At 60.3% G+C, this 24646-nt stretch carries 20 protein-coding genes; 11 read left to right on the top strand and 9 right to left on the bottom strand.

Annotation, left to right across the window (positions count from 1 at the left end):
• Nucleotides 1-2: 2 nt before the first annotated feature.
• From aroA to pobA, 6 genes are all read right to left on the bottom strand, one after another.
• Nucleotides 3-1265 (bottom strand): 3-phosphoshikimate 1-carboxyvinyltransferase, encoded by a 1263-nt coding sequence (gene aroA, locus ACG74X_RS09040; RefSeq protein ID WP_411234166.1) that lies wholly within the window; start codon nucleotides 1263-1265, stop codon nucleotides 3-5.
• Nucleotides 1266-1529: 264 nt separating this feature from the next.
• Nucleotides 1530-1988 carry a DUF2267 domain-containing protein gene (locus ACG74X_RS09035; RefSeq protein WP_207012316.1) on the bottom strand — a complete coding sequence of 153 codons (459 nt, stop codon included), beginning with the start codon at nucleotides 1986-1988 and terminating at the stop codon, nucleotides 1530-1532.
• A 243-nt stretch (nucleotides 1989-2231) separates the two neighbouring features.
• Complete coding sequence (pcaG, locus tag ACG74X_RS09030) at nucleotides 2232-2867, bottom strand: protocatechuate 3,4-dioxygenase subunit alpha (protein WP_411234164.1); 636 nt, start codon at nucleotides 2865-2867, stop codon at nucleotides 2232-2234.
• Nucleotides 2867-3592, bottom strand: coding sequence for a protocatechuate 3,4-dioxygenase subunit beta (pcaH, locus tag ACG74X_RS09025; protein ID WP_411234162.1), 726 nt, complete (start codon nucleotides 3590-3592; stop codon nucleotides 2867-2869). Before pcaH ends, pcaG begins: the two co-directional genes overlap by 1 nt.
• The gene (gene pcaC, locus ACG74X_RS09020) at nucleotides 3589-3969 is read right to left on the bottom strand and encodes a 4-carboxymuconolactone decarboxylase (protein WP_411234160.1); all 381 of its coding nucleotides are present in this window, start codon (nucleotides 3967-3969) and stop codon (nucleotides 3589-3591) included. The genes pcaH and pcaC overlap by 4 nt, the downstream gene beginning before the upstream one ends.
• A gap of 47 nt (nucleotides 3970-4016) precedes the next feature.
• Complete coding sequence (gene pobA, locus ACG74X_RS09015; protein WP_411234159.1) at nucleotides 4017-5186, bottom strand: 4-hydroxybenzoate 3-monooxygenase; 1170 nt, start codon at nucleotides 5184-5186, stop codon at nucleotides 4017-4019.
• Between the two features lie 88 nt (nucleotides 5187-5274).
• Between pobA and pcaQ the strand changes: the two genes are divergently transcribed.
• Complete coding sequence (gene pcaQ, locus ACG74X_RS09010; RefSeq protein ID WP_411234157.1) at nucleotides 5275-6210, top strand: pca operon transcription factor PcaQ; 936 nt, start codon at nucleotides 5275-5277, stop codon at nucleotides 6208-6210.
• A gap of 77 nt (nucleotides 6211-6287) precedes the next feature.
• Here pcaQ and ACG74X_RS09005 read toward each other — a convergent pair whose 3' ends face one another.
• Entirely contained in the window at nucleotides 6288-6536 is a 249-nt protein-coding gene (locus tag ACG74X_RS09005) for a ParB N-terminal domain-containing protein (RefSeq protein WP_411234155.1), read from the bottom strand.
• Between the two features lie 430 nt (nucleotides 6537-6966).
• Between ACG74X_RS09005 and ACG74X_RS09000 the strand changes: the two genes are divergently transcribed.
• From ACG74X_RS09000 to ACG74X_RS08970, 7 genes are all read left to right on the top strand, one after another.
• Complete coding sequence (locus tag ACG74X_RS09000; RefSeq protein ID WP_411234153.1) at nucleotides 6967-8541, top strand: ABC transporter substrate-binding protein; 1575 nt, start codon at nucleotides 6967-6969, stop codon at nucleotides 8539-8541.
• A gap of 108 nt (nucleotides 8542-8649) precedes the next feature.
• Nucleotides 8650-9630, top strand: a complete 981-nt coding sequence (locus ACG74X_RS08995) for an ABC transporter permease (RefSeq protein WP_411234151.1) — start codon at nucleotides 8650-8652, stop codon at nucleotides 9628-9630.
• Between the two features lie 2 nt (nucleotides 9631-9632).
• Complete coding sequence (locus ACG74X_RS08990) at nucleotides 9633-10589, top strand: ABC transporter permease (RefSeq protein WP_411234149.1); 957 nt, start codon at nucleotides 9633-9635, stop codon at nucleotides 10587-10589.
• Nucleotides 10586-11581 carry an ABC transporter ATP-binding protein gene (locus ACG74X_RS08985; RefSeq protein ID WP_411234147.1) on the top strand — a complete coding sequence of 332 codons (996 nt, stop codon included), beginning with the start codon at nucleotides 10586-10588 and terminating at the stop codon, nucleotides 11579-11581. Before ACG74X_RS08990 ends, ACG74X_RS08985 begins: the two co-directional genes overlap by 4 nt.
• A complete protein-coding gene (locus tag ACG74X_RS08980; RefSeq protein WP_411234145.1) occupies nucleotides 11581-12564 on the top strand; it encodes an ABC transporter ATP-binding protein in 984 nt (327 codons plus the stop codon). The genes ACG74X_RS08985 and ACG74X_RS08980 overlap by 1 nt, the downstream gene beginning before the upstream one ends.
• 67 nt (nucleotides 12565-12631) lie before the next feature.
• Nucleotides 12632-13489 (top strand): fumarylacetoacetate hydrolase family protein, encoded by an 858-nt coding sequence (locus ACG74X_RS08975; RefSeq protein WP_411234143.1) that lies wholly within the window; start codon nucleotides 12632-12634, stop codon nucleotides 13487-13489.
• 165 nt (nucleotides 13490-13654) lie between these two features.
• Nucleotides 13655-16093, top strand: coding sequence for a Hint domain-containing protein (locus tag ACG74X_RS08970; RefSeq protein WP_411234141.1), 2439 nt, complete (start codon nucleotides 13655-13657; stop codon nucleotides 16091-16093).
• Between the two features lie 36 nt (nucleotides 16094-16129).
• Here the strand turns inward: ACG74X_RS08970 and ACG74X_RS08965 are convergent, their stop codons facing one another.
• On the bottom strand, nucleotides 16130-17425 hold the full coding sequence (locus tag ACG74X_RS08965) for an NAD(P)/FAD-dependent oxidoreductase (RefSeq protein WP_411234139.1): 1296 nt from the start codon (nucleotides 17423-17425) through the stop codon (nucleotides 16130-16132).
• A 72-nt stretch (nucleotides 17426-17497) separates the two neighbouring features.
• Nucleotides 17498-19189 (bottom strand): gamma-glutamyltransferase, encoded by a 1692-nt coding sequence (gene ggt / locus ACG74X_RS08960; protein WP_411234137.1) that lies wholly within the window; start codon nucleotides 19187-19189, stop codon nucleotides 17498-17500.
• Between the two features lie 200 nt (nucleotides 19190-19389).
• On the opposite strand from ggt, the gene ACG74X_RS08955 reads away from it, so the two are divergent.
• From ACG74X_RS08955 to ACG74X_RS08945, 3 genes are read left to right on the top strand one after another with little or no spacing between them, the layout of a single operon-like run.
• Entirely contained in the window at nucleotides 19390-21489 is a 2100-nt protein-coding gene (locus ACG74X_RS08955; RefSeq protein WP_411234135.1) for a hydantoinase/oxoprolinase family protein, read from the top strand.
• Entirely contained in the window at nucleotides 21486-23051 is a 1566-nt protein-coding gene (locus tag ACG74X_RS08950) for a hydantoinase B/oxoprolinase family protein (RefSeq protein WP_411234134.1), read from the top strand. The genes ACG74X_RS08955 and ACG74X_RS08950 overlap by 4 nt, the downstream gene beginning before the upstream one ends.
• Before the next feature lie 59 nt (nucleotides 23052-23110).
• Nucleotides 23111-24643, top strand: coding sequence for an ABC transporter substrate-binding protein (locus ACG74X_RS08945; protein WP_411234132.1), 1533 nt, complete (start codon nucleotides 23111-23113; stop codon nucleotides 24641-24643).
• Nucleotides 24644-24646: the final 3 nt, after the last annotated feature.

The following is a 24646-nucleotide window of genomic DNA, read 5'->3' as shown; positions in this document are numbered from 1 at the left end:
CGTCAGGGCTGGGTGATGTCGACAGAGACCCCCAGCCCGCGCAACACGTCCCAATAGGCCGGAAAGGTTTTTGAGACGCAATAGGGGTCTTCGATTGTCACCCCGTGAATTTTCAACGCGGCCAGCGCAAAGCACATGGCGATACGGTGGTCGGCATAGCTGTCGATCAGGCAGGGATGGGTCTGCCCGGCCAGACCGGGGTCGGCGTGGACGATCAGATCATCGCCCTCGACGCTTGCCAGATCGGCCCGGATGGCCGTCAGCCCTTTGTGGACGGCTTCGATCCTGTCACATTCCTTGACCCGCAGGTTTTCGATACCGGTAAAGCGCACCGCTGTTGCATTGAACGCGGCCAGTACCGCGAGCGTGGGCACCGCATCCTGCATCTGAGAGCCGTTGATCGTGGCTGGCATGTTGGGAAACGCCGCGATGAGGTCATACGCCTTGGCGTCCGGTTGGTTCATATCACCGGGGGCCGAGCCGATGTCGATCCGGCCGCCGGTCAGCGCCTCTGCGGCCCACAAATAGGTTGCGGCACTTGCATCGGGTTCCACCGGGTACTCGGCTGCCCTGTAGCCGCCGGGCGACACCAATATGTCAGACTCATTTGGAAAGGACACCTGCGCGCCGAACGCGCGCATGACGGCGGCAGTGATGTGCAGATAGCCGACCGCGCCGATTTTGCCACCGCCGATCCTGATCCGGGTTTCGCCCGTGCCCATCGCCGCCAACATCATGATGGCCGAGATATACTGGCTGGACAGTTTGCCACTGACCTCGATCTCGCCACTTTGAAATGTGCCGGTGCCATTGACGCAGACCGGCGGGCACCCGGTGTCAGAGGTCGCGTCGACGCCCATGGCGCGCAGCGTTTCCAGCAGGGGGGCGATGGGGCGTTTTTGCATATGCGCGTCGCCAGTGACGCGGGTCTTGCCGTCAACCAGCGCCACCGCGGCGGTCAGAAACCGCACGGCGGTTCCGGCATTGCCCAGAAACAACGGCTCTGACGGGGCGTGAAGGGTTCCGGTGCCGTGGACGGCGACGGTGGTGTCGTCAATTTCGGTGATCTCGACACCCATCGCGCGCAGAGCGGCCATCATGTATTTCGTATCATCGCTGCGCAGAATACCGCTGAGCTGCGAAGTCCCGCGCGCCAGACCTGCCACCAAAAGCGCGCGATTGGTGACGGATTTCGATCCCGGCAAGGTGACCTGTCCGGTCAGGCGGCCAGTCACCGGGGTGACATGCGCAATGGGCAACGGCATAAGCAGCTCCGAAAAAAATCAGATTGTGGTTTACGCGTTTTGCCCCGCATCGCAATGCGAAACTGTGAACTCATCCGGGTTGCGCCCTTAGCGCGGCTGCGTGCGGCTGTCTGAGTGGGTGTCAGGTGACGGACAAAACCGACTTTTGTGACAGGTAACTGACCTAGATTGCACGTGGGATCAGGCTAAGCAGCCCTTCGCGCCGCGTGCCGCGTGCCGCGAAAGCGCGGAAAGAGCCCAAACCTTCCGAATGGTGCAAAGCCGCTAAATGATCCGTTGCTCCAGCTCGGCAGGATCCGCAACGTCGACATGCCAGAAGGCGCGCGCTTCAGCCGGAAGCTTTGCCAAAACGCGCTCGAAGTCTCTTCCATTGGTGCAGCGCCGAACCGCCCATGCCGTCGCCTCAATCGCATTGTCCGGCGTTAGGTTGTGGTTTACCCGCACCTCCTTGACTTCCGAGATGAGCGTCTCTCGGTCGTCAAACGCTGCGCGAGGCTCCGTAACATCCCAGTTTTGAAGAAAGATCGAGCGAAGCACGCTTGGCAAGATACTTGCGAAGTTCAAGCCCTCCTGAGCGGTCAGACGACGCCGGAACACCTGAAAGACCGCATCGACCGCCGTGTAAGCCATGTTGTCTGACTCGAGGGACATGCGCTCTTTCACGTCATCAAGGAAAGCGCGCCATTCCTTGGAGGCGTGCCGATATGTCCACGGCATTGGCATCGGTCGCTGGTTCCTTTGGCGTCATCGTCACCGACACTCTTATCTAACTCCACGGTATTTGTCGAACAAACCAACGGCAGCTTCGTCCGCTCACCGGACCTTCGCGCGTCCTGCGTCCTGCGTCCGGTCCGGATCGGAAATTTTGTCAGTTGGGTCGGATTTTCTTGGCACGGGCTGCGGATAAGATTCAGCAGACCGAACGCAACGGGTCGCTGCTATGTGACATTCGACAGTGAGGCTGGCCTAAATGTCAAAAAAGACGGTTTCTTTGTCGCCTTGAATATGGATGTCAAAGCGGTAGACGGCCTGCCCATCGCGGTCACTGCGCTGGGCGATCAGGGTTTTGCGCCGGCTTTCCCATTCGATCAGGTTGATGACCGGATCAGCGGCATTCGCGTCGGGCTCATCGCTGAAATAAAGCCGGGTGTTCAGCCCCAGATTGATTCCGCGTGCGACGATCCACAAATTGATGTGCGGGGCTTGCAGTGGTGTGGCGGCAGATGCGGGGCCTGCGCGGGCGGGAACCTGACCCGGTTTGATGGTGTCAAACGCCCATTCGCCGGTGTCGAAATCGGTGATCACGCGCCCCCAGCCGCGAAAGCCGTCCTCGACTTCTCCACCGCCTTCGGGATGTGCGTATCGGCCCTGTGCATTGGCCTGCCACGCCTCCAGCAGTACGTCTTTGACCGGGTTGCCGGTGCCGTCGATGACACGGCCTTCGATGCGAATTCGCTCTCCGGCGGCGTTTGGACCGGCGATGTCCCAGCCAAGTTCCTGATCGTAGATGTCAAACCCCGCAGCACCGGGGGCCAGCCCGATATGCACATAGGGACCGGCGGTTTGGGACGGGGTTTCTTTCAGATAATCAAGTTGGCGCATCAGTTTCCCTCGGGGCGGTTTTCAAACAGGGTCGCGCGCCGCCCGCGCAGCACGATGTTGAACCTGTAGGCGATTGTATCGAGCGGGATCGTCGCGTTCAGATCAAGCTTGGCCGTCAAAGCGTCAATCGCCTCTTGATCGGGAAGGGTCTGGACGATGGGACACAGCGGGATCAGGGGGTCGCCCTCGAAATAAAGCTGCGTGACCAGACGCTGGCTGAAAGACGCGCCGAAGACGCTGAAATGGATATGCGCGGGGCGCCAGTTGTTGACCATGTTGCGCCAGGGATAGGCCCCGGGTTTGACGGTGCGGAAGGCATAATAGCCCTCTGCGTCTGTTATGGTCCGGCCACAGCCGCCAAAATTCGGGTCAATGGGGGCCAGATAGCTGTCTTTCTTGTGGCGATAGCGCCCGCCCGCGTTGGCTTGCCAGATCTCGACCAGAGTGTTGGGCACAGGCCGCGCGTTTTCATCCAGCACATGGCCATGCACGATAATGCGTTCGCCCACCGGATCGCCGGTATGGGCGTAATTTCTGATCAGGTCATGATCCAGAGGGCCCAGATCGTTATGGCCGAACACCGGTCCGGTCAGTTCGCTGACCGATTGTTGCAGGCTGATCAGGGGATAGCGCGGGCTGCGCGTCACGGATGTTTTATAGCCGGGCGCATAGGCCGGGGGGTGCCGATCGTGGTCGCGCTGAAAATACTCTGCGGGCGTCTTCATGGGGCGTCCTCCATCTCGGCATAGGTTTGCTTGGCCAGTCTGATGGCATGGTTGGCTTTGGGCACACCTGCGTAGATGGCCACATGCATGAAGGCCTGCAAGACGTCTTGGGGGGTCGCGCCGGTATTGGCGGTGGCGCGGATATGCATGGGGATTTCTTCGAAATTCCCGGTGGCGGCCAGCAAGGCCAGGGTCAGCAAAGACCGGTCGCGCTTGCTGATGGTGTCGTCTGACCACACGGTGCCCCAGGCGCTTTCGGTGATCAATGTCTGAAACGGGGCATCAAAGGCGCTTTTGTTGGCTTCGGCGCGGTCGACATGGGCATCCCCCAACACAGACCGGCGTGTGGCCATGCCTTGTTCAAAACGGTCAGACATTGACAGGCTCCTTCAGCGGTATAAGCGAACGGTGGTTCATTCGGGCATCAGTAGGGCAGGCCGACATAGTTTTCCGCCATGGATTTCTGTGCCGCCTTGTTAGAGCGCAGGAATTCAATCTCGGCCACCTGCATTTTCAGATCGAACTCGGATTGGTCCGGATAGGTGTGCATCAGTGACGAGAACCACCAGCTGAACCGCTCGGCCTTCCAGACGCGGGACAGCGCCTTTTGCGAATAGCTGTCGATCCCGTCGGTGCTGTTGTTTTCATAGTAATCCCGCAGACCGGTATAGAGGTAATGCACGTCAGAGGCAGCAGTGTTCAGCCCCTTGGCACCGGTCGGAGGAACAATATGGGCCGCATCCCCGCACAGGAACAACCGGCCCCAGCGCATCGGTTCGGTGACGAAAGACCGCAAGGGCGCGATGGATTTTTCAATACTTGGCCCGGTGACAAGGCGGTCTGCCTGATCAGAGGGGATGCGGCGCTTAAGCTCTTGCCAGAACGCCTCATCCGTCCAGTCTTCGGGCGTGTCACTGAGCGAGCACTGGATGTAATAGCGGCTGAGGTTTTCATTGCGCATTGAACACAGGGCAAAGCCCCGCGGTGAATTGGCATAGATCAGTTCGTGATTGACGGGCGGTGTTTCCGACAGGATGCCCAGCCAGCCGAACGGGTAGATTTTTTCGTATTCCTTGCGCATGTCCAGGGGGATGGACTGGCGGCTGACGCCGTGAAACCCATCACACCCGGCGATAAAATCGCAGTCCAGCCGCTGCGCCGTCCCATCGACGGTGTAGGTCACATGCGGTGTGTCGGTATCGGCCCCGTGGATCACCACATCTTCGACGTTGAATTCAATTGCGCCACCGGCCTCATCGCGGGCGTCATACAGATCGCGGGTGACTTCGGTCTGGCCGTAAACGATCACCGGGGTGCCGGTGTGTTCGGTGAAATCCACGCGGAATATTTCGTCGCCATAGGACACCAGCGTGCCTTCGTGAATATAGCCTTCGGCATGCAGCCGGTCGGCGCATCCGGCCTCTTCCATAAGCTTGACCAGACCTTGCTCTAGCACGCCCGCGCGGATGCGGCCCAGCACATATGCCTTGGTTTTGCGTTCCAGAACCACAGACGCGATCCCGTGTTTGTGCAAAAGCTGCGCCAGCAACAGCCCCGATGGCCCACCGCCAATGATGGCGACCTGTGTTTTCATGTCATTCCCCTGACGGTTTGGGTGGTTTTCGCATATGTGTTTCGGTATTCAAAATGAGATATTGTGCGAATTGCATATCCAAAAAGGAATGAAAGTGGACCGTCGGATCAAGTTTCGCCATCTGGATGCCTTTAGCGCGATTGCCCGCGCGCGCAGTTTCAAGCAGGCTGCGGAACAGTTGAACCTGACCCAACCGGCGATCTCCAAGACGCTCAAGGAATTGGAGGACATCCTTGGTGTGGTCGTGCTGGAGCGCAGCCGATCAGGGGTGTCGCTGACGCCGCAGGGCGAGGTGTTTTTGCAATTTGCCGAACAAAGTACGGCCGCGCTTCGGCATGGTTTGCGCAGCCTGCGCGCCACAGACAGCGCGGCGGGGCAGTTGAAACTGGGGGCTTTGCCAAGTGTTGCGTCCTGCCTGCTGCCCGATGCGGTGCGCGCCTTTGCCGCCAAAAGCCCCGACACCCGTGTCGAAGTTCACGAAGGCCCGCACCACGATTTGACCACGCGATTGCGCAGCGGCGGGCTTGATCTGGTTGTCGGGCGTCTGGGCAAGCCGGATACAATGGTCGGATTGAGCTTTCAGCAGCTCTATTCCGAGGATGTGGTGGTTGTGGCGCATCCCGAAAGCCCGGCCACGGGGCTGCGCGATGCGGCTGATCTTGAGGCGTTCCGCGTGCTGTATCCACCCAAGGATTCCGCCATCCGACCGTTGGTGGCGCGGCTGTTGATCGCCAGGGGCGTTCCGCTTTTCCGCAACCGGATCGAAACCGCATCGCCCGCCTTTGGCCGGGCTGTGACACTGGCCGACCGCAACACGGTATGGATCATCAGTAAGGGTGTGGTGGCAGATGACATTGTCAAAGGCCGGCTGGTGCAGCTTGAGATAGAGATGGCGTCCACTCGGGGTGCGGTGGGCATCATGAGCCGGGCAGAAGAGGTGCCGTCGGTTGCGACCCGCACATTTGCGACGTTGCTGAGCGATCTGTGCGGCAACGGTGACCGGCGCGATGCGGCGTCTTTGTAGGCCAGTCCTGCGCGTCACGCGGTTGCTGGCTGAACGCCGCTGTCGGCGCGGTTGGTGCATGTGGGTGGTGCGGACGATCAGTGCAGGCGCGCCCGGACCAGATACGCCTCGATCTCGGTTTCGCCCAACGCGCGCATCGCTTCTAGCCGGTGCAATCCTTCAACCAGGACAAACCCGGCCCCATCCGTGCGGACCTGAATGGGGGTTGTCATGCCTTGTTCTAGAATGTCCTCGCCAAGTGTGTCGCGTTTGTCTGGATCAAGCGTTTTGGCGCGTTGCTTGGGCACACGAATGTCGGTCAGGGGCACGGTTTGTTTTTGCAACATGACCTGACCCTGCCTCTAAAGAGACGATTGCGCCAGCGAATTCTGCCCGGGTGCCGCCTGACTGGTGATGAGGCAGATGGCGCGTCCGGGGCGCGCGTCGCGTGTGACGTGGCCTTTGAAATCCACGTGCCGCCTTTTCCGGTCTTGGCTTCGCAGGTGCGTATGGTTGAAAAAACTATACTTTTCAATAAGGTAGGGCGAAGTGTTCCGGATCGTTTCGGCATTCGTCTTGAGGAAGCTGTGATCTTGCGCAAGGATGGTGGCGGAATCCGGTCCTCGCCAAGCGGGGATATATACGTCGCGACATGGTGCCAGAGCGACGACGCGTAAGGCTTGCATGCTCTGTCGGAGTGTCATTTTATCCGGCAGACAAAAAGACTGTCCTGCAGACACATGCAGATAAAAAACGACCAACAGGGAGACCTCTGATATGAAAAAGACAATGTTGATGGCCACCGCGATGTCGCTGGTCTTGGGGGCTGCGGCCAGTGCGGAGACCTTGAAATGGGCGCGCGCCGGTGATGCGCTGACGCTTGATCCGCACGCCCAGAACGAAGGCGTGACGCTTGCGGTGATGCATCAGATGATGGAGCCGCTGATCCTGCGTGCACCGGATGGGACGCTTGTGCCGTCGCTGGCGACCGAGTGGTCGGTCAGCCCCGACAATCCGGATGTCTGGAACCTGAAACTGCGCGAAGGCGTGACGTTTCATGACGGGGCCGAGTTCACCGCCGAGGATGTGGTGTTCTCGATTGAACGTGCGCTGTCCGAAGAAAGCGACATGAAAGGCGTTATCACGTCGATCAAATCGGTCGAGGCGGTGAATGACTATGAAGTCAACATCACCACCGATGGCGCAAACCCCATTCTGCCCGCGACGCTGCCCAATATCTTTATGATCGACAAAGGCTGGGCGGAAGCCAACAACGTGGTGGACGTGCAGGATGTCGAGGGCGGTGAAGAGACCTTTGCGTCACAGAACGTCAATGGCACCGGGCCGTACAAGTTGGTCAGCCGCGAGAACGACGTCAAAACGGTTATGACGATCAACGAGGATTATTGGGGAAAAGACGACTTCCCGATGGACTTTACCGATATCGAATTCACGCCGATCCAGAACCAGGCCACCCGCATGGCAGCGCTTTTGTCCGGCGAAGTCGATTTTATCCAGGACGTGCCGGTCCAGGATCTTGAACGCATCAAGACCACCGAAGGCAAACAGGTGATGACCGCGCCGCAAAATCGGGTGATCTTTTTTGGCCTGAATGTCAGTGACGAATTGCTGGGCGGCAATGTCGACGGCAAAAATCCGTTGACCGATGTCAGGGTCCGTCAGGCGATGAACATGGCGCTGAACCGCGAGGCGATTCAACAGGTTGTCATGCGCGGACAGTCACAGCCCGCTGGCATCATTGCACCGCCATTTGTCCATGGCTGGACCGAAGAGCTGGACCAGTATCCCGAATGGGATGTGGCCGCAGCCAAGGCGCTGATGGAAGAGGCCGGTTACGGGGACGGGTTTTCGATCACGCTGAACTGCCCGAATGATCGCTATGTCAATGACGAGGCAATCTGTCAGGCTTCGGTTGGGATGCTGGCGCAGATCGGGGTCAATGTGAACCTCGAAGCCCTTCCGAAAGCCCAGCATTTCCCGCTGGTCAACGGATTGAAATCCGATTTTTACATGCTGGGCTGGGGCGTGCCGTCTTACGATTCCGAGTATATCTTCAACTTCCTGTATCACACCAAGGGGGATCTGTTTGGCACCTGGAACGGCACACGCTATTCCAATGACCGCATCGACGAATTGACCAAGGCCATTGCATCCGAGGTCGATCAGGCCAAGCGCGACGAGATGATCGCCGAGATGTGGCAGATCGTGAAGGATGATGTGGTCTATTTGCCCATCCATCACCAGGTGCTGAACTGGGCCATGGACAGCAAGGTTGGCGCCGCCATGGACTCCGACGATCAGGTCAAGGTGAAATATTTCACCCTTGATTGATCCGGTTTTCAGGGAAGGGGCCGTGACGCGCCTTCCCGCCGTGATGAGTGCGACACGGGCAGGGATCTGCCCGTGGTATCCAGATGACACCATCGAAAGCCAAGCCGCATGATTGCCTTTATCCTCAGGCGCGTTTTCCAATCTGTTCTTGTCTTGCTGATCGTGGGCCTTGTCGCGTTTGCGATGTTCAGCTTTGTCGGTGATCCGGTTGAAAACATGCTGGGCCAGGAACGCACGCAGGCCGATGTGGATCGCCTGCGCGAACAGATGGGGCTGGATCAGCCGGTTATCGTGCAATACTGGACCTTCCTGGGCAACGCCATTCAGGGCAATTTCGGCCTGTCCTACCGACAAGGGCGCGAAGTGTCCCAGATCATTGCGGAACGCCTGCCTGCCACGCTGGAGCTGGCCTTTGTGTCGGGCGTTTTTGCCATGGTTTTCGGGATCGGTTTTGGCGTTTTCACCGCCATCCGTCGCAATGGGGTGGGCTCGAACATCATCATGACGCTGTCGCTTGTCGGGGTGTCATTGCCGACCTTCCTGATTGGTATTCTGCTGATCTGGGTGTTTTCGGTTGAGCTGGATCTGCTGCCCAGTTTCGGACGTGGAGACACCGTCAAGATCGGAGGCTGGAGCACTGGCTTTCTGACCGAAAGCGGGCTGAAGGCGCTGATCCTGCCGTCGATCACGCTGGGCCTGTATCAGATGACGTTGATCATGCGGCTGGTGCGATCCGAGATGCTGGAAGTGCTGCGGCAGGATTACATCCGCTTTGCCCGGGCCCGTGGCTTGTCGGAACGCGCGGTCAATTTCCGTCATGCGTTGAAAAACACATTGGTGCCGGTGATCACGGTGACGGGTCTGCAGCTTGGCTCGATCATCGCGTTTGCTATCATCACCGAGACGGTGTTTCAATGGCCGGGCGTTGGATTGCTGTTCATCAATGCGATCCAGTTTGTCGATATCCCGGTGATGGCCGCTTATCTGATGATGATTTCCGTCATGTTTGTCGGCATCAACCTGATCGTTGATCTGCTGTATTTTGTCATTGATCCGCGGTTGCGCGTCGATGGCACGAAAGGACATTAGCCATGGTCGACACTACGCCGCCGCCCGCATCGACCCGCGCGCGCCTGTCGCGCTTTTCGGCCGCATGGCACTCCGATTTCGCGTGGAAATTCCGCCGCTCTCCGGTGGCCGTGGTGTCGTTCATTGTGATGATGACCCTGGTTCTGGGCGCGGTTTTTGCCCCGCTTGTGGCACCTTACAATCCGTTCGATCCGGGATCGCTGAACCTGATGAATGGCTTTACCCCGCCGATGGAGCCCAACATGTTCAGCGGCGAAGTGTTCTGGATGGGCACTGACGATCAGGGCCGGGACGTGTTCTCGACCATTCTGTACGGCATGCGCATTTCGCTGTTTGTGGGCTTTGCCGCGGTTTTGTTCGCGATGACGCTTGGGGTCACTTTGGGGCTGCTGGCGGGCTATCTGGGCGGATGGACCGAAACCATCATCATGCGTGCTGCCGATGTGCAGCTGACCTTTCCCGCCATTCTGGTCGCGATGTTGATCTTTGGCATCGCCAAGGGGATCACACCGGTTGAATATCGCGACCAGATGGCGATCTGGGTTCTGATCGTTGCCATTGGTTTATCGGATTGGGTTCAGTTTGCCCGCGTGGTGCGCGGGGCCACTTTGGTGGAAAAGAACAAGGAATATGTGCAGGCGGCCCGTCTGATCGGACGCAGCAAAGCCGCAATCATGCTGCGTCACATCCTGCCCAATGTGCTGTCGCCGGTTCTGGTGATTGCGACGATCTCGCTTGCTTTGGCCATTATCGCCGAGGCGACGCTGTCTTTCCTGGGGGTTGGCGCACCGCCCACACAGCCCAGCCTTGGCACGCTGATCCGCATCGGGCAGGGGTTTCTGTTTTCTGGTGAGTGGTGGATTTTGTTCTTTCCTGCCGTGACGCTTTTGCTGCTGGCGCTGAGTGTGAACCTGCTGGGCGACTGGTTGCGCGATGCTTTGAATCCGAGGCTGAAATGACCGACACTCCTGTTTTGTCCGTTCGAAATCTGGTTGTCGAAATCCCGACGCGCCACGCGGTGCTGCGCCCGGTGGACGATGTCAGCTTTGACATCGCGCGGGGCGAGATCCTTGGCGTGGTGGGGGAATCTGGTGCCGGTAAATCCATGACCGGCAACGCGGTGATCGGGCTGTTGGACCGGCCCGCGCATATTGCGTCGGGCGAGGTGTATCTGAACGGTCAGCGGATCGACACGCTGACACCGGTCGAGATGCGCAAGGTGCGTGGCACCGGCATCGGCATGGTGTTCCAGGATCCGCTGACCAGCCTCAATCCGCTTTTGACCGTGGGTGAACAGCTGATTGAAACGATGCGCGAACATCTTGATATCACCCAGACCGAGGCGCAGGAGCGCGCCATTCAGGCACTGGAAGAGGTGGGCATCCCCGGCGCGCGGGACCGGATCGACAGCTATCCACACGCCTTTTCCGGCGGCATGCGGCAGCGCGTGGTGATTGCGCTTGCGCTCTGCGCCGAGCCGTCGCTGGTGATTGCCGACGAGCCGACGACGGCGCTTGATGTCAGTGTGCAGGCCCAGATCATTGCCCTGCTGCGCCGTTTGTGCCGCGAACGGGGCACGGCGGTGATGCTGGTCACGCATGACATGGGGGTCATTGCGGAAACCGCCGACAAGGTTGCGGTGATGTATGCCGGGCGGACCGCCGAACTGGGGCCGGTGCGGCAGGTGCTGTTGCAGCCGCGCCATCCCTATACCGAAGGGCTGATGGGGTCGGCCCCGCTTGCCTCGATGGGGCAAACCCGGTTGCGTCAGATCCCCGGAAACATGCCGCGGCTTGGTGCCTTGCCGCAAGGATGCGCGTTTCATCCGCGCTGCGACCGCGCGCAAGACCGCTGCCGCCGCGACCCTGCACCGACGCTTGCCGCTGATGAGGGCCGCGCTGCCTGCTGGTTCCCGGTCGAGACGCCGATGCAAGCCAAGGAAACCGCCTGATGTCAGACAAGCCTGTGATGGTGTCAGTGCGCAACCTGACGCGCAAATTCGATGTCTCCAAACCGTGGCTCAACCGGGTGGTGGAACGTCTGCCCAAAAGCATTCTGACAGCGGTGTCGGACGTGTCGTTCGATATCCCGGAACGCGAAACCTATGCGTTGGTGGGCGAAAGCGGATCGGGCAAATCGACCATCGGCAAAATGATGGTCGGGCTTTTGGCCCCCACCGAAGGCTCTGTGACCATCGACGGCATAGACCTGTCGCGCGAAACATCGGCCAAGGCAATGGATGCCGCCCGCGAGAAGATTCAGATGGTGTTTCAGGACCCCTTTGCAAGCCTCAATCCACGCTGGCGGGTGCGCAACATCATCACCGAACCTGTGGCCGCACGCGGAGGCGATACGACAGGCCTGGCGCACCGGCTGCTTGAACAGGTGGGGTTGTCCGCCGATGATGCAGACAAATTCCCGCATGAATTTTCGGGCGGACAACGACAGCGCCTGTGTATCGCGCGTGCGCTGTCCTCCAATCCACGGTTCATCGTCTGCGACGAACCGACATCGGCCCTGGATGTCAGCGTTCAGGCGCAGGTTCTGAACCTGATGTCGGATCTCAAGGCCAATCTGGGTCTGACATTTCTGTTTATCAGCCATGATTTAACCGTTGTGCGCCACATGGCCGACCGGATCGGTGTGCTGTATCTGGGCCGTCTGGTCGAGGAAGCCGCGCCGGACGTTCTGTTCACCACGCCGCGCCATCCCTACACCCAGATGCTGCTTGAGGCCGCCCCGAAACTGGATGGGTTCGGGCGTGAGACCGATCCGCCGATTGGTGAAATCCCCGATCCGATCAATCCGCCCAAAGGCTGCGCCTATCACCCGCGCTGCCCCTTTGCCCAGGACATCTGTCGTACCACCCGGCCTGATTTGCGCAATGTAGGCGAGAGCCGGTCAGCCTGCCATTTTGCCGAAGAGCTGTCTTAGGACAGATCGGTTGCCGGGGCGCGGTCAGAGGAAAGAATTTTGCAGTATCGGAAGGGAAAGACAGGTCATGAAACTTCTCCGCTATGGCGCACCCGGAGCTGAAAAGCCCGGCGTGCTGGACGCATCGGGTCGGGTGCGCGATCTTTCGGGAAGCGTTCCGGATATCGCAGGCGAGGCATTGCGCCCTGCCGGGTTGCGCGCCTTGCACCAGCTGAACATTGACGCCTTGCCCATTGTCGACGGCACGCCGCAAGAAGACCTGCGGCTTGGCCCTTGTGTCGGAGAGATCGGCAAATTCGTTTGCATCGGGCTGAACTATGCTGATCACGCCGAAGAGGCCGGGATGCCGATCCCTGACGAGCCGATCATCTTTAACAAATGGACGTCCTGTGTTGTTGGCCCCAATGATCCCATTCAGGTGCCGCGTGGATCGGTGAAAACCGATTGGGAAGTCGAACTTGGCGTTGTTATCGGCGAACCCGGCGTCTATATCGACGAAGCCCGCGCGATGGCCCATGTGGCGGGTCTTTGCGTGGTGAACGATGTATCCGAACGCACATTCCAGATCGAACGCGCCGGAACCTGGGACAAGGGCAAGGGCTGCGATACGTTTGGGCCAACCGGGCCGTGGCTTGTGACGCTGGATGAAATCCCGGATATTGATGCATTGGATATGTGGCTGGACGTGGACGGAGACCGGATGCAAACCGGCTCTACCGCGACATTGATCTTCAAAATCCCCTATCTTGTATCCTATTGCAGCCAATTCATGAGCCTGCAGCCAGGCGACGTGATATCCACCGGAACACCGCCGGGCGTGGGGATGGGCCAATCCCCGCAACGGTATCTGCATGGCGGCGAGGTTGTCACATTGGGCATCTCTGGTCTGGGCGAGCAACGGTCGGCGGTTCTGCCTGCGGTGTAAGCGGGGTATGAGGCTGCCGCCGCGCCCTTGATCAATTGGGATCAATTTTAATCAGAGTTTTTCGCGCATGAGAGGGCGGGAAAGAGAACAGTTACCTTTGGTGTCTATGCCCTGTGAGGCGCTGGTCGGTCCATCAACCGGCGATCACAGGATCAAGAGGCACCAATGGCCACCTTTACGATCACGCTATTTTCGCCGTCGGACGTCACCAACCTGACGACCCCGGGACCGGCTGGTGCGTTTCCCACCATCGGCGATGAATTTCAGTTGAAATCCGACTGGTCCAACGCAACCGATGCGCGCACCATGACAGTGACGGATGATGATGCCACTCTGGGTGGTGATCCGCGTGAATCCGGGGATGGTGACACGTCTCAGCAGACGGCAGTGGTTACGCACCCCTCTGGATCACCCATCGCAAATGGCTATGCTTTTTCAGAATACGCGTTCGAACTGATTGGGCCGGACAATGCGGTGGTGACCGTCCACAGCATTTATATCGGCAATTCCCTGGTTGGCTATGCGGCGGACAGCCCGGTTCAGCCCGGCGCGAATTACAAAGTCACCAACGCCTATCAGCCCAATGGTGCCGCCGCCCCCGGTTATAGCAGCTTTGATGCGCAACTCTATGACCAGGACCCGGCCAATATCATCACCGGGACCAACCGTCACGATAGCCTTGAGGGCGGTTCTGGAAGCGATTCAATCTTCGGCTTGAATGGCGATGACATGCTGGGCGGTGGGACTGGCATGGACACCATCAAGGGGGGTGGCGGGGCTGATACGATTGACGGTGGCACCGGGACCGACATCCTCTATGGCGACCGTGGTGATGACCTGTTGATCGGAGGTACGGGGCGCGACACGCTTGATGGTGGTTCCGGCAATGACCATCTTGATGGGGGACCGGGCAACGACGTGCTGTCAGGTGGCGACGCCGCAACCGGGACTGGCGCGCGCCTTGGCTTTAGGTGGAGCGATATTCCCGACCCGGACAATGGCGGCGCGATTGACGACAGGGACTGGATCGGCTCTGGCACGCAAAGCGTGGGTGGCGTTGATGTGAGCTATGCCGTCACGCACGGAATTGGGCGCTTTGAAAACGAGACCCAGAATGTCCGGGGGATCGACGATGGGGATGGGTCGATCAACTCCAACAGCGCGCTCGATATCCGCGATACCGGATCAGTTGCCTTGAATTTTTCGCAAGAGGTTCAGAACGTCTCGTTCCGGATCAACAATTTCGATGCCTCTAACGAACATCTGGTGATCCGCGCCTATGACGCAGACGGCAATCAGATCGCGTTCAACACCGAACAAGGCTCCAATGTTCTAAGCAGCGATACTGACACCGTGCCGGGGGTCGACACGTTTGAAGGGGCGGGGGGCGAATATCATGATCGTGATCCCGAAGGGTCCGTGCTTGTCAAAATTCCGGGTCCGATCGCACGGATCGAAATGGAATTCACCAGCATAGACAAATGGACCCTGGCCATCACCGATGTCTTTTTTGACGACCCAACCAGCCACGCCGACGCTGATGGCGATGACACGCTTGTTGGCGGGTCGGGGGATGATGTCATCGACGGCGGCGACGGGAACGACGCGCTTTTCGGAGGGACCGGTGATGACACGCTGGATGGCGGGGCAGGCAGTGACCTTTTGACCGGGGGCAAAGGCGATGACCGGTTCGCGATCAGCGGCGGCAATGATACGATTGACGATTTCAATAGTGGCAATAGCGGTACGCTGAACGATGGAAAGGTCACCAACAATGATCGCATTGATTTAAGCCGCCATTACGATCACATCGCAGAGCTATGGGCGGATCAGGCCGATGATGGCATCCTGAACCAGTCAAACAGCACCACCCTGAACGGTCGTGTGATCGATTATTCTGACAATACGCAGTTCGGTGCGGGATCGCTGACCATTACCGGCGCGTCTGCCGACAGGTCCAGCTTTACCAGCGAAAACACCGGTGTTGTGTGCTTTACGGCTGGCACGGCGATCCGGACGCCCGGGGGCGATGTGGCAATCGACGATTTGCGGGTGGGTGATCTTGTCACGACAATGGATAACGGCCCGCAACCTATTCGCTGGATCGGTCGGCGCACAGTCAACAGTTTCGCGTTGCGCACAAACCCAAACCTTCGGCCCGTCCTTGTGCGGCGCGGAGTGTTGGGGGCGGAACGCAATTTGCTTGTATCTGCGCAACATGGGCTGCTTATGGGGCGCAACGGCGATCATCTGGCGCGTGCGAAACATCTGGCGCAAACAGCACCGGGAATACGCGTCGCGCATGGCAAACAAAACGTGACCTATATCCATCTGATGTTTGATGCCCATCAGATCGTTTTTTCCGAAAATGTTGCGTCAGAAAGTTTTTATCCCGGGCCGATGGCGCTGAACATGATGGAAACCGATGCCCGGACCGAACTTTTCAGACGGTTCCCCAAACTGTCTGCCGCGTCAGGTGACAAAAGACTGGTTGCAGGTGCTTACGGCGGTACATCGCGCCGGTTTGCAGCCAAAAAACACGTGGAGGCCCTGGCAAGACACATGCGCGAGGGGTCTGATATGACATCGTCGTTTGTTACATAACCGTGTTGTCTGACGATCGCGCAGGTGGCGTCGGTGTCAGATTTCCAGACCGGCTTTGCGGCGTTCCAGTGCGGAAACCACATGAAAGGCGATGCTTCGGAATGGTTCGGGGGCCATCAGACTGGCGGTTCCCATCACGGCGGGAATTCTGTTTGGGTCACCCACGCCTAGCATAAGCTCGGCCAGATGCCGCCCCAGCAATGTGCCTTTGGCAATGCCGCTGCCATTGCAGCCGCCCGATGCGTAAAGCCCGCGATCCAGTTGGCCCCACCAAGGTGCCCCATTCAGCGTGAACGCCGTGGCCCCGGCCCAGACATAGTCGAAATCGACATGAGACAGGCCCGGCCAGCGCCGCGCAAACCGCGCGAGAAGCTGGGCAACCGCGTCGTCCTGGGCGATTTGCCTGTCATGCGCATAAAGAGAGCGGACCATAAGCCGGTTCGGCCCGATGCGGCGCAAGGTCGTGCCCAACCGGTGCGAGGGCAGCAGCCCCCAAGCAGGCGAGTGACCCAGATGGGGGCGCTCGGCAGAGGTCAATTCGCGCGTCACAGCGGCATAGGTATAGATCGTCGCCATCCGCAGTTTGAGATAGCCCAGCCTGGGAATGAAACTGTTATTGGCCAGCACCACGTTGCGTGCCCTGACCACGCCATCGGCCGTGTGTACGATCCAGCCCCCACCGTCGCGATCAAGCCTGCGAACAGCAGTGTTTTCATAAAGCGTCACCGGCTCGGGCAGGGCATCCGCCAATCCACGGATCAGGGCTGCGGGCTGCAACAGGTACATATCGCTGAGATGCAGGCCGAAGCGGTAATAATCGGACCCGATGCGGCTTTGGATGTCACCGCGCGACAGGATCTTGTGCGGGATGTCATTTGTGCGCGCCACCTCCAGCACCTTGCGTAAGGACGCTTCGCCCGCCGCAGTTGCTGCGGCTCGGATGGCCCCGGTCTTTTGCATGTCACAGGCGATGCCATGCTCTGACACGATATCCGTCAACCACCGGAACGCGTCGCGCATCACTGCGCTTTGCCCACGGGCGGCGGCTGCGCTTTTTGGGGTGGCTGTGCGGGGCAAGACCTCGGCGGCGGTGAAACCGGAATTGCGTGCCGAAGAGCCTTCGCCCACCGCGCTTGCCTCTAGCACTGCAATCTGAGCCTGCGGGTCCAGTTCGTGCAGACGGCGGGCCGTTGCAAGACCGGTATAGCCTGCGCCGATGACCGCGTGATCGACGGTTATGTCTTGCGCCAGGCCGGGTCTGGCCTCGCGCGGCGGCAGCATGGCGTTCCAGCCACATGCAGTGGGGTATATCGGGTGGGTTTTGCTTGGCATCTTACACAGGGTTGAAGATATTATGGCGCGGCTTGCTGTTTCCCGTCATTCCGGGGACACCGCCTGGCCCATTCATTCGGGTTCGGTGTCGGGCGCATCGGGCGCGCGACCGGGCCAGAACCGGATGCCGGGGCGGGCCTGTCCGCCACCCAATGCGGCGACAGTGCCATCGGCGCGCCAACAGGCCGCGCCTTCCAACAACCCGTCGGGGTGAAAGGCGATGGCGTTCATGCCACCTCCGATATGAGGCATCCGGCGCAGGGTGTGGCCTTTTGCGCCAAGCGCGGTTTCCACCGGTGCAAAGGGTTTTTCGATCTCCAGATCATGGCCTTCGGTCCAGATGCGGGGGGCTTCGATGGCCTGTTGCAGTGGCATGCGGTGGTCGATCAGGTTGACGATAGCCTGCAAGGCTGAGGGAAAAATCCTGAGCCCGCCGGGCAGACCCAACGCCCAGGCCGGTGCGCCGTCCTTCAACACAATCATCGGTGCCATCGACGTGGGCACCCGTTTGCCGGGGGCCACAGAGAGTGCGCGTCCGGGGTGTGGGTCGAAATTCATCATGTAGTTGTTGGGGATGATCCCTGTTCCCGGCACCATATAGCGTGCGCCAAAAATGCCGTTGATCGTGTGGGTGGCGGACACAATATTGCCATGGGCATCGGCGACCGTGACATGGGTTGTGTCGCGGCTTTCATAGCCATCTGACACAGCCGCAGGCAAGGCGACGTCACGCAGGCGGGCCTGACATTGGGCAGCATAGGCTTTCGAGATCAGCTTTTGCACCGGCACGTCAATGAAATCGGGATCACCACTGGCGGCGCGGCGGTCTTCGAACCCGATGCGGATCACCTCGGCCATCAGGTGCAGCCCGTCTGCCGTACCAAATCCCAATCCCGCCACATCATGCGGTTCCAGGATGTTCAGCATCTGTGCGACATGTACCCCCGATGACGCGGGCGGGGGCGGGCCGACAACCTCGTACCCGCGATAGGTGCCGGTGATGGCATCGCGCAGCTTCACCTCATAGCGGCGCAGGTCATCCAAAGTCAGCCAGCCAGCAGCGTCGGTGCCGGTGGCGATGCTGTCGGCCAGAGCGGCACCCAGCGGGCCCCCATGCAGCGCGGCGGCCCCCTTGGTCTCGATCTCGCGCAAGGCGTCGGCAAAATTGCCCTGGATCAGCCGCGCCCCTGCTGCAAGTGCTGTGCCGCCGGGCATCAGCAGATCGGATATGACAGGATCGCGGGACAGATCCTCTGCCGCTTCGGCAATTGCGCCGGACAGGTAGGGTGTGATGGCGAACCCGCGCGCCGCCAGACGGATCGCCGGTGCGATGACATCGGAAAAGGGCAATGCTCCGTGGTCAGCCTGCATCTTGCACCAGACTGCCAGATTGCCCGGCACCGCCACGGCTGTGGGCCCAAGGGCAGAGCGCCGACCGACGGTTTCCATGTGATCGGGGGGGTCGTCGGAAACCGGTTCGAATATCTCGGGGTGGGTCGATGCGGGGGCCTGTGCCATGCCGTCGAACACCAGATGCCGCCCGTCGGCCAGCCGCAGATGGGCCAACCCGCCGCCCGCGATGCCGACCATCATCGGCTCAACCACGCACAGCGCCAGCAAAGACCCGACAGCGGCGTCAATGGCGTTGCCGCCGGCGGCCAGAATTTCGTACCCCGCAGCAGAGCCAAGCGGATGGTTGGTCACCACCACCCCGCCACGCCCCGAAGCCGGAGATTTTTCGCAACTGAAGGGCAAATCTGTCATCTGGCGGAGTCCTTTCGCGCGCGGTTCCCGGCAGCCTGCCAGACGCTATCAATTCGGGACAAATAAGAAAATTCTTTTGTCTGACAAAACTTTTGAATTGGACGCGGCCTTCTGCACGGGGTCCGTTGGGAGATACGTCAAATTGCCAGTGCCAGGGACATATCAATGACCAAGGGCCATCCGATTTTGAGCATGATGCCATGAAGGACGACACGCAAGCGGCTGCATCGACGCCGACCTGGCGCGTCGGCGTGGATTCCGGCGGCACCTTTACCGATGTCTGTCTGTTCGATGAAATCAGCGGCGACGTGTCGGTCTGGAAGGTTGCGTCAACCCCGGATGACCCGTCGCGCGGCATTGCCCACGGGGTCGACGAAGCGCTGGGCAATCGCGGCCTATCCATCGCCGATCGCGCCGCTGCGGTTGCGTATCTGGGCCATGGCACCACGGTGGCGACCAACGCGTTGATCACCGGCACCGGAAGCAAGGTTGGCCTGATCACCACGGACGGGTTTCGCGACCTGCTGGAAATCGGTCGTCAGAAACGGCCGGACCTTTATGATCTGTTCGCGGACAAGCCGGTGACCCTTGTGCCGCGCGATTTGCGGTTCGAAGTTAGGGAACGGTTGCGTCACACTGGTGAGGTCGTGGCACCGCTGGACGAAGCTGCGGTGCGGTCTGCGGCGCGGGCGATGAAAGATCAGGGGGTCGACGCGGTTGCGATCTGTTTTCTCTATGCGTTTGTCAATTCCACCCATGAACGCGCCGCGCGGGCGATCATCGCGCAGGAACTGCCCGATGCCTTTATCTGCGCCAGTCACGAGATAGCACCCGAGTTTCGCGAATTCGAGCGTCTCACAACCGCGACGGTCAATGCCTATCTCGGGCCGATCATGCATCGCTATATCCGTCGCCTGACGCCGCGATTTTCCGATATGGGGCTGACAGTCGGCGCGCATCTGACGCAATCGAACGGGGGTGTCGTGCGCTTTGATGTAGCAGCCCAAACGCCGGTTCGGGCGGTGCTGTCCGGCCCGTCAACCGGTGTGGTGGCCGCGCGGGCCATCGGGTCGCGTGCCGGGTTTGACGACATCATCACTTTCGACATGGGCGGCACGTCATCGGATGTGGCGCTGATGGCTGGCGGTGACGTGACCCAGACCAACGAAAGCACCGTTCACGGGTATCCGATCAAGGCACCGATGCTGGATATCCATACGGTTGGCGCAGGCGGTGGATCTATCGCGTCGATTGATAGCGGTGGTTTGCTGAAAGTCGGCCCCGAAAGCGCAGGCGCAGATCCGGGCCCGGTATGCTATGGGTTGGGTTCCGACCGCCCCACGGTGACAGATGCCAATATCGTGTTGCAGATCCTGAACCCGACGCATTTGCTGGACGGGCGCATGGCAGTTCGGCGCGATCTGGCTGTCGATGCCATCGCAAAGATGGCCGCACAGTTGGGCATGGGCGTCGAAGATACGGCCCAGGGCATCCTTTCGGTGGTGTCGGCGAATATGGCCAAGGCGATCCGCGTGATTTCGGTGCAGCGCGGGCATGATCCGCGCGGCTATGCTTTGATGGCGTTTGGCGGGGCAGGGCCGCTGCATGCGGTGCGGTTGGCGCAAGAGCTGGGCATGTCGCGGGTCATCGTGCCGCGCAACCCCGGCATCCTGTGCGCCATGGGGCTTTTGCTGACCGATCTGCGCGCTGACTTTTCGACGACGCGGTTGCTGCCGCTGGAGACCGATGCGTTGCCGCAGATCAACGAAGCGATTGCGACGGTGGACGCGCAGGGGGCTGCGTGGTTTGCGGACGAGGATATTGCCCCCGAAAAGCGCCGCCGCGCGCGCCGCATAGATATGCGCTACGAGGGCCAGAACCACGAATTGTCGATCCCCGTGCCGGACGGCAGGTTGGATGACGCAGCCCTCGACAGCCTCAAGTGCGCGTTTGCACAGGCGCATACCCGGATGTACGGCTTTGCGGTTGAGGGCGAACGCATCCACTGTATCACCTTCCGGCTTGAAGCCACAGGCGTTGTCGCCAAAGCGGACCTTCCCGCGCGCACAGAAGGCCCGCCCGATGCCGCAGCCGCCGTGACAGGAACCCGCGACGTGTGGTATCCGGAAACCCGTCGCTATACCGAAACCACGCTTTACGCGCGCGACAGGCTGCATCCCGGCATGGTGTTTGATGGCCCTGCGATCATCGACCAGATGGACACGACAACGCTGGTGCCGCCCGGTGTGCGCGCACGGGTCGATGCGCTGGACAACCTGATATTGGAGCTTTCGCCGTGACTGTCGCACTTGATCCCATCACCGTCGAAGTGATCGGCGCGGCGCTGTCTTCTATTGTCGAGGAAACTGGCGAGGCGCTGGTGCGGGCGTCGTATTCGACCAATATCAAGGAACGCCGCGATTGTTCGACCGCGCTTTTTGACCGCGAAGGGCGCACGCTGTGCCAGGCCGAGCATATTCCGATCCATCTGGGCAGCTTTCTTGATTTCATCCCCATGGTGCTGGACGCGCATGATCCGGCCGATATGCGCCCGGGCGATGTGTTTGTGGGCAATGACGCCTATCGCGGGGGCGGAACGCATCTGCCGGATATTGTGTTGGCAGAGCCGATTTTCATCGACGGCACATTGGCTGCATGGACGGTCAATCTTGCGCATCATTCGGACTTTGTGGACCGGGGCCATGCCCATATCTATCAGGAAGGTTTGCGCATTCCACCGATCCGGCTTTATCGCGCGGGCGCGTTGCAAAAGGATGTGCAGGACCTGATCTTGCTGAATTGCCAAGTCCCGCGCGAACGCCTGTCTGATCTGCGCGCGCAGATGGCCGCCAACCGCGTCGGCGTGCGCCGGTTCACCGACCTGTGCGCACGGTATGGCGTCGATACCGTGCTGGCCTCGGGCGTGGCTCTGCTGGACTATGCAGAGCGTAAGATGCGCGCCGGACTGGCAGAGCTGCCAGACGGGCAATGGCGGTTCGAGGACGTGTTCGACAGTCTGGATTTCGATGATCCGCTGCCTTTGGCGGTGACGATCACCATCGCGGGCGACGACATATCGCTTGATTTCGAGGCTCCGCCGCAGGTCCGGTCCGGCATCAACATGACGCGCACGGCGCTTTTGGCGACGGTGTATTACATCGTCAAATCGGTGGTGGACCCGACAGTTCTGCCCAATGCCGGACTGGCGCGGCCGATCACGGTCAGCGCGCCAGAGGGTTCGGTTCTCAATTGTACGCATCCTGCCGCGGTCAACGGGCGGGTGCAAACCTGTCAGCGGGTGGCCGACCTGATCCTTGGTGCCCTGGCGCAAGCCGCCCCCAAGCGCGTCTCGGCCTGTACCAATTCGACCTGCACCGTCGCGGTGTTTTCCGGCACCCGCCTGAGCGGCCCGGATGCGGGCAGCTATTGGGTCTATCTGGAAACCATCGGCGGTGGCGGCGGCGCGCGGGCGGACCGGGACGGGCTGGACGGGATTCATGTTCATGTCACCAACACCTCCAACCTGCCGATCGAGGCGCTGGAGCTGGAATATCCGCTGACGCTGGAACGCTATGAACTGATCGACGGGTCCGGCGGCGCGGGGCGTCACCGAGGCGGTATGGGCTTGCGCCGGGTCTATCGCGCGACAGAGGATTGCATGGTGCGCGTCGACATTTCGCGCAACCAGTCCCGGTCCTGGGGGCTGAACGGAGGGGGGGCCGGAGGGCATGGGGGCTTTGACACCGGACCCGACACCGAGACGTTCGAGCGTGGCAGTGGCACCCTGAAAGCAGGCGAATGGCTTGAGGTCGTGACCCCCGGCGGAGGAGGCCATGGCGCACCTGACACAAAAGCAGACTAACATCTGATGCAACCAGACAGAGCGGACAGAATGCTCTGCACTCAACAAGGAGACCTTATATGACCAACGATCTGAATCGCCGCCATTTTCTTGCAGCGACCGGGGCGATTGCCGGTGGCCTCGCGTTCGTCGGACCACGCGCGCTTCACGCGCAGGAAGGCGGCACGTTGCGCTTTGCGCTGTCCAGCTATCCGCCCAGCTTTGATGCGTGGGCCTCATCCGGGACGGCGGCAGGCACCATCAAGCTGCTGATGCATCGCGGTCTTGTCAGCTATGACCGCGACGGCAAGATGCGGGGCGAGCTGGCGGAAAGCTGGGATGTGGACGATGACGGCGTCTGGACGTTCCGCTTGCGCGACGCAAAATGGCATGATGGATCACCCGTCACCGCCGAAGATATCGCCTGGAACGTGACCGAGGCGCAAAAGCCTGACTCTGCCGCCTATCTTCAAGGCCAGCTTGCCTTGATCACCGGGGTCGAGACACCGGATAACAAGACCGTGCGCATGTCGACGGCCGAACCGTTGGCGGTGCTGCCGGGGTGGTTCGCCCATTACAATATGCCCATGATCAAAAAGGGCGAACCGCGCGACACCCAGATGGGCGCGGGTCCGTTCAAGCTGACAGGGCGGGATCGGGGCGTGTCGCTCAACCTGACCGCCAATCCCGATTACTACAAGGACGGTCTGCCCAAACTGGCCGGCGTCGAGGCGACGGTTTATGCCGACGAAAACCTGCGCGTCGCGGCGCTTGAGGCGGGGGATGTGGATCTGATCGAATATGTCCCGTGGCAGTCGATGAGCCGGATCGAAGACAACTCCGATCTAAAGCTTGATACCCGCAGCGGGCCGTTCATGTACCTGACCTTCAACGCCACCCGCGCGCCGTTTGACAACCCATTGGTGCGCCGCGCGGTTGCCCATGCGATCAAGCGCGAAGACATCGTGGCTGCGGCGTTCTTTGACCGGGGCGGCCCGCTGGCTCATCTGCCCATTGCCGAGCAGTCAGAGTTCTACAATCCGGAGTTCAAGGATGCGTGGAGCTATGACCCGGAGAAGGCCAAAGCGCTGCTGGCCGAGGCGGGCTATCCGGACGGGTTTGACTGCACGATGCTGTCGACCGCGCAATACGGGATGCACCAATCCACCGCCGAGGTCTGTCAGGCCTATCTGTCGATGATCGGCATCAATGTGCAGCTTGATCTGCCGGAATGGTCCTCGCGGGTGCAGAAAGGCAATGAGGGCCAGTATGACCTGGCGGTCATGGGCACCACGGCTGCCAATAACGATCCTGACGGTCTGAGCAATATCCTTGACGGCTCACTTCCCAACAGCTTTGTGCGCAGTTTCGGCATGGAGACCCCGGACATCACCGAGGCTTTCGCGCGCGGCCGTGCCGAGTTTGACAACGAGGCCCGCAAGGCAATCTACCACGGGTTGGAAAAAGCGGCGATTGACACGGTGCCCATTGTCGGGCTGGCGTGGCGGTCTCAGGGCTATGCGATGACCAATGCGGTATCCGGCTTTGCCAATATGCCTGGTCAGCTGACCTTTTATTCCGGCCTGACGCTGGAAGAAACCGTGGTGGGCTAAGCC

This window comes from Marivita sp. S0852 (genome assembly GCF_046591575.1).
In the GTDB taxonomy this organism is placed as follows: domain Bacteria; phylum Pseudomonadota; class Alphaproteobacteria; order Rhodobacterales; family Rhodobacteraceae; genus Marivita.
This window is presented reverse-complemented; position numbering and strand designations above follow the sequence as displayed.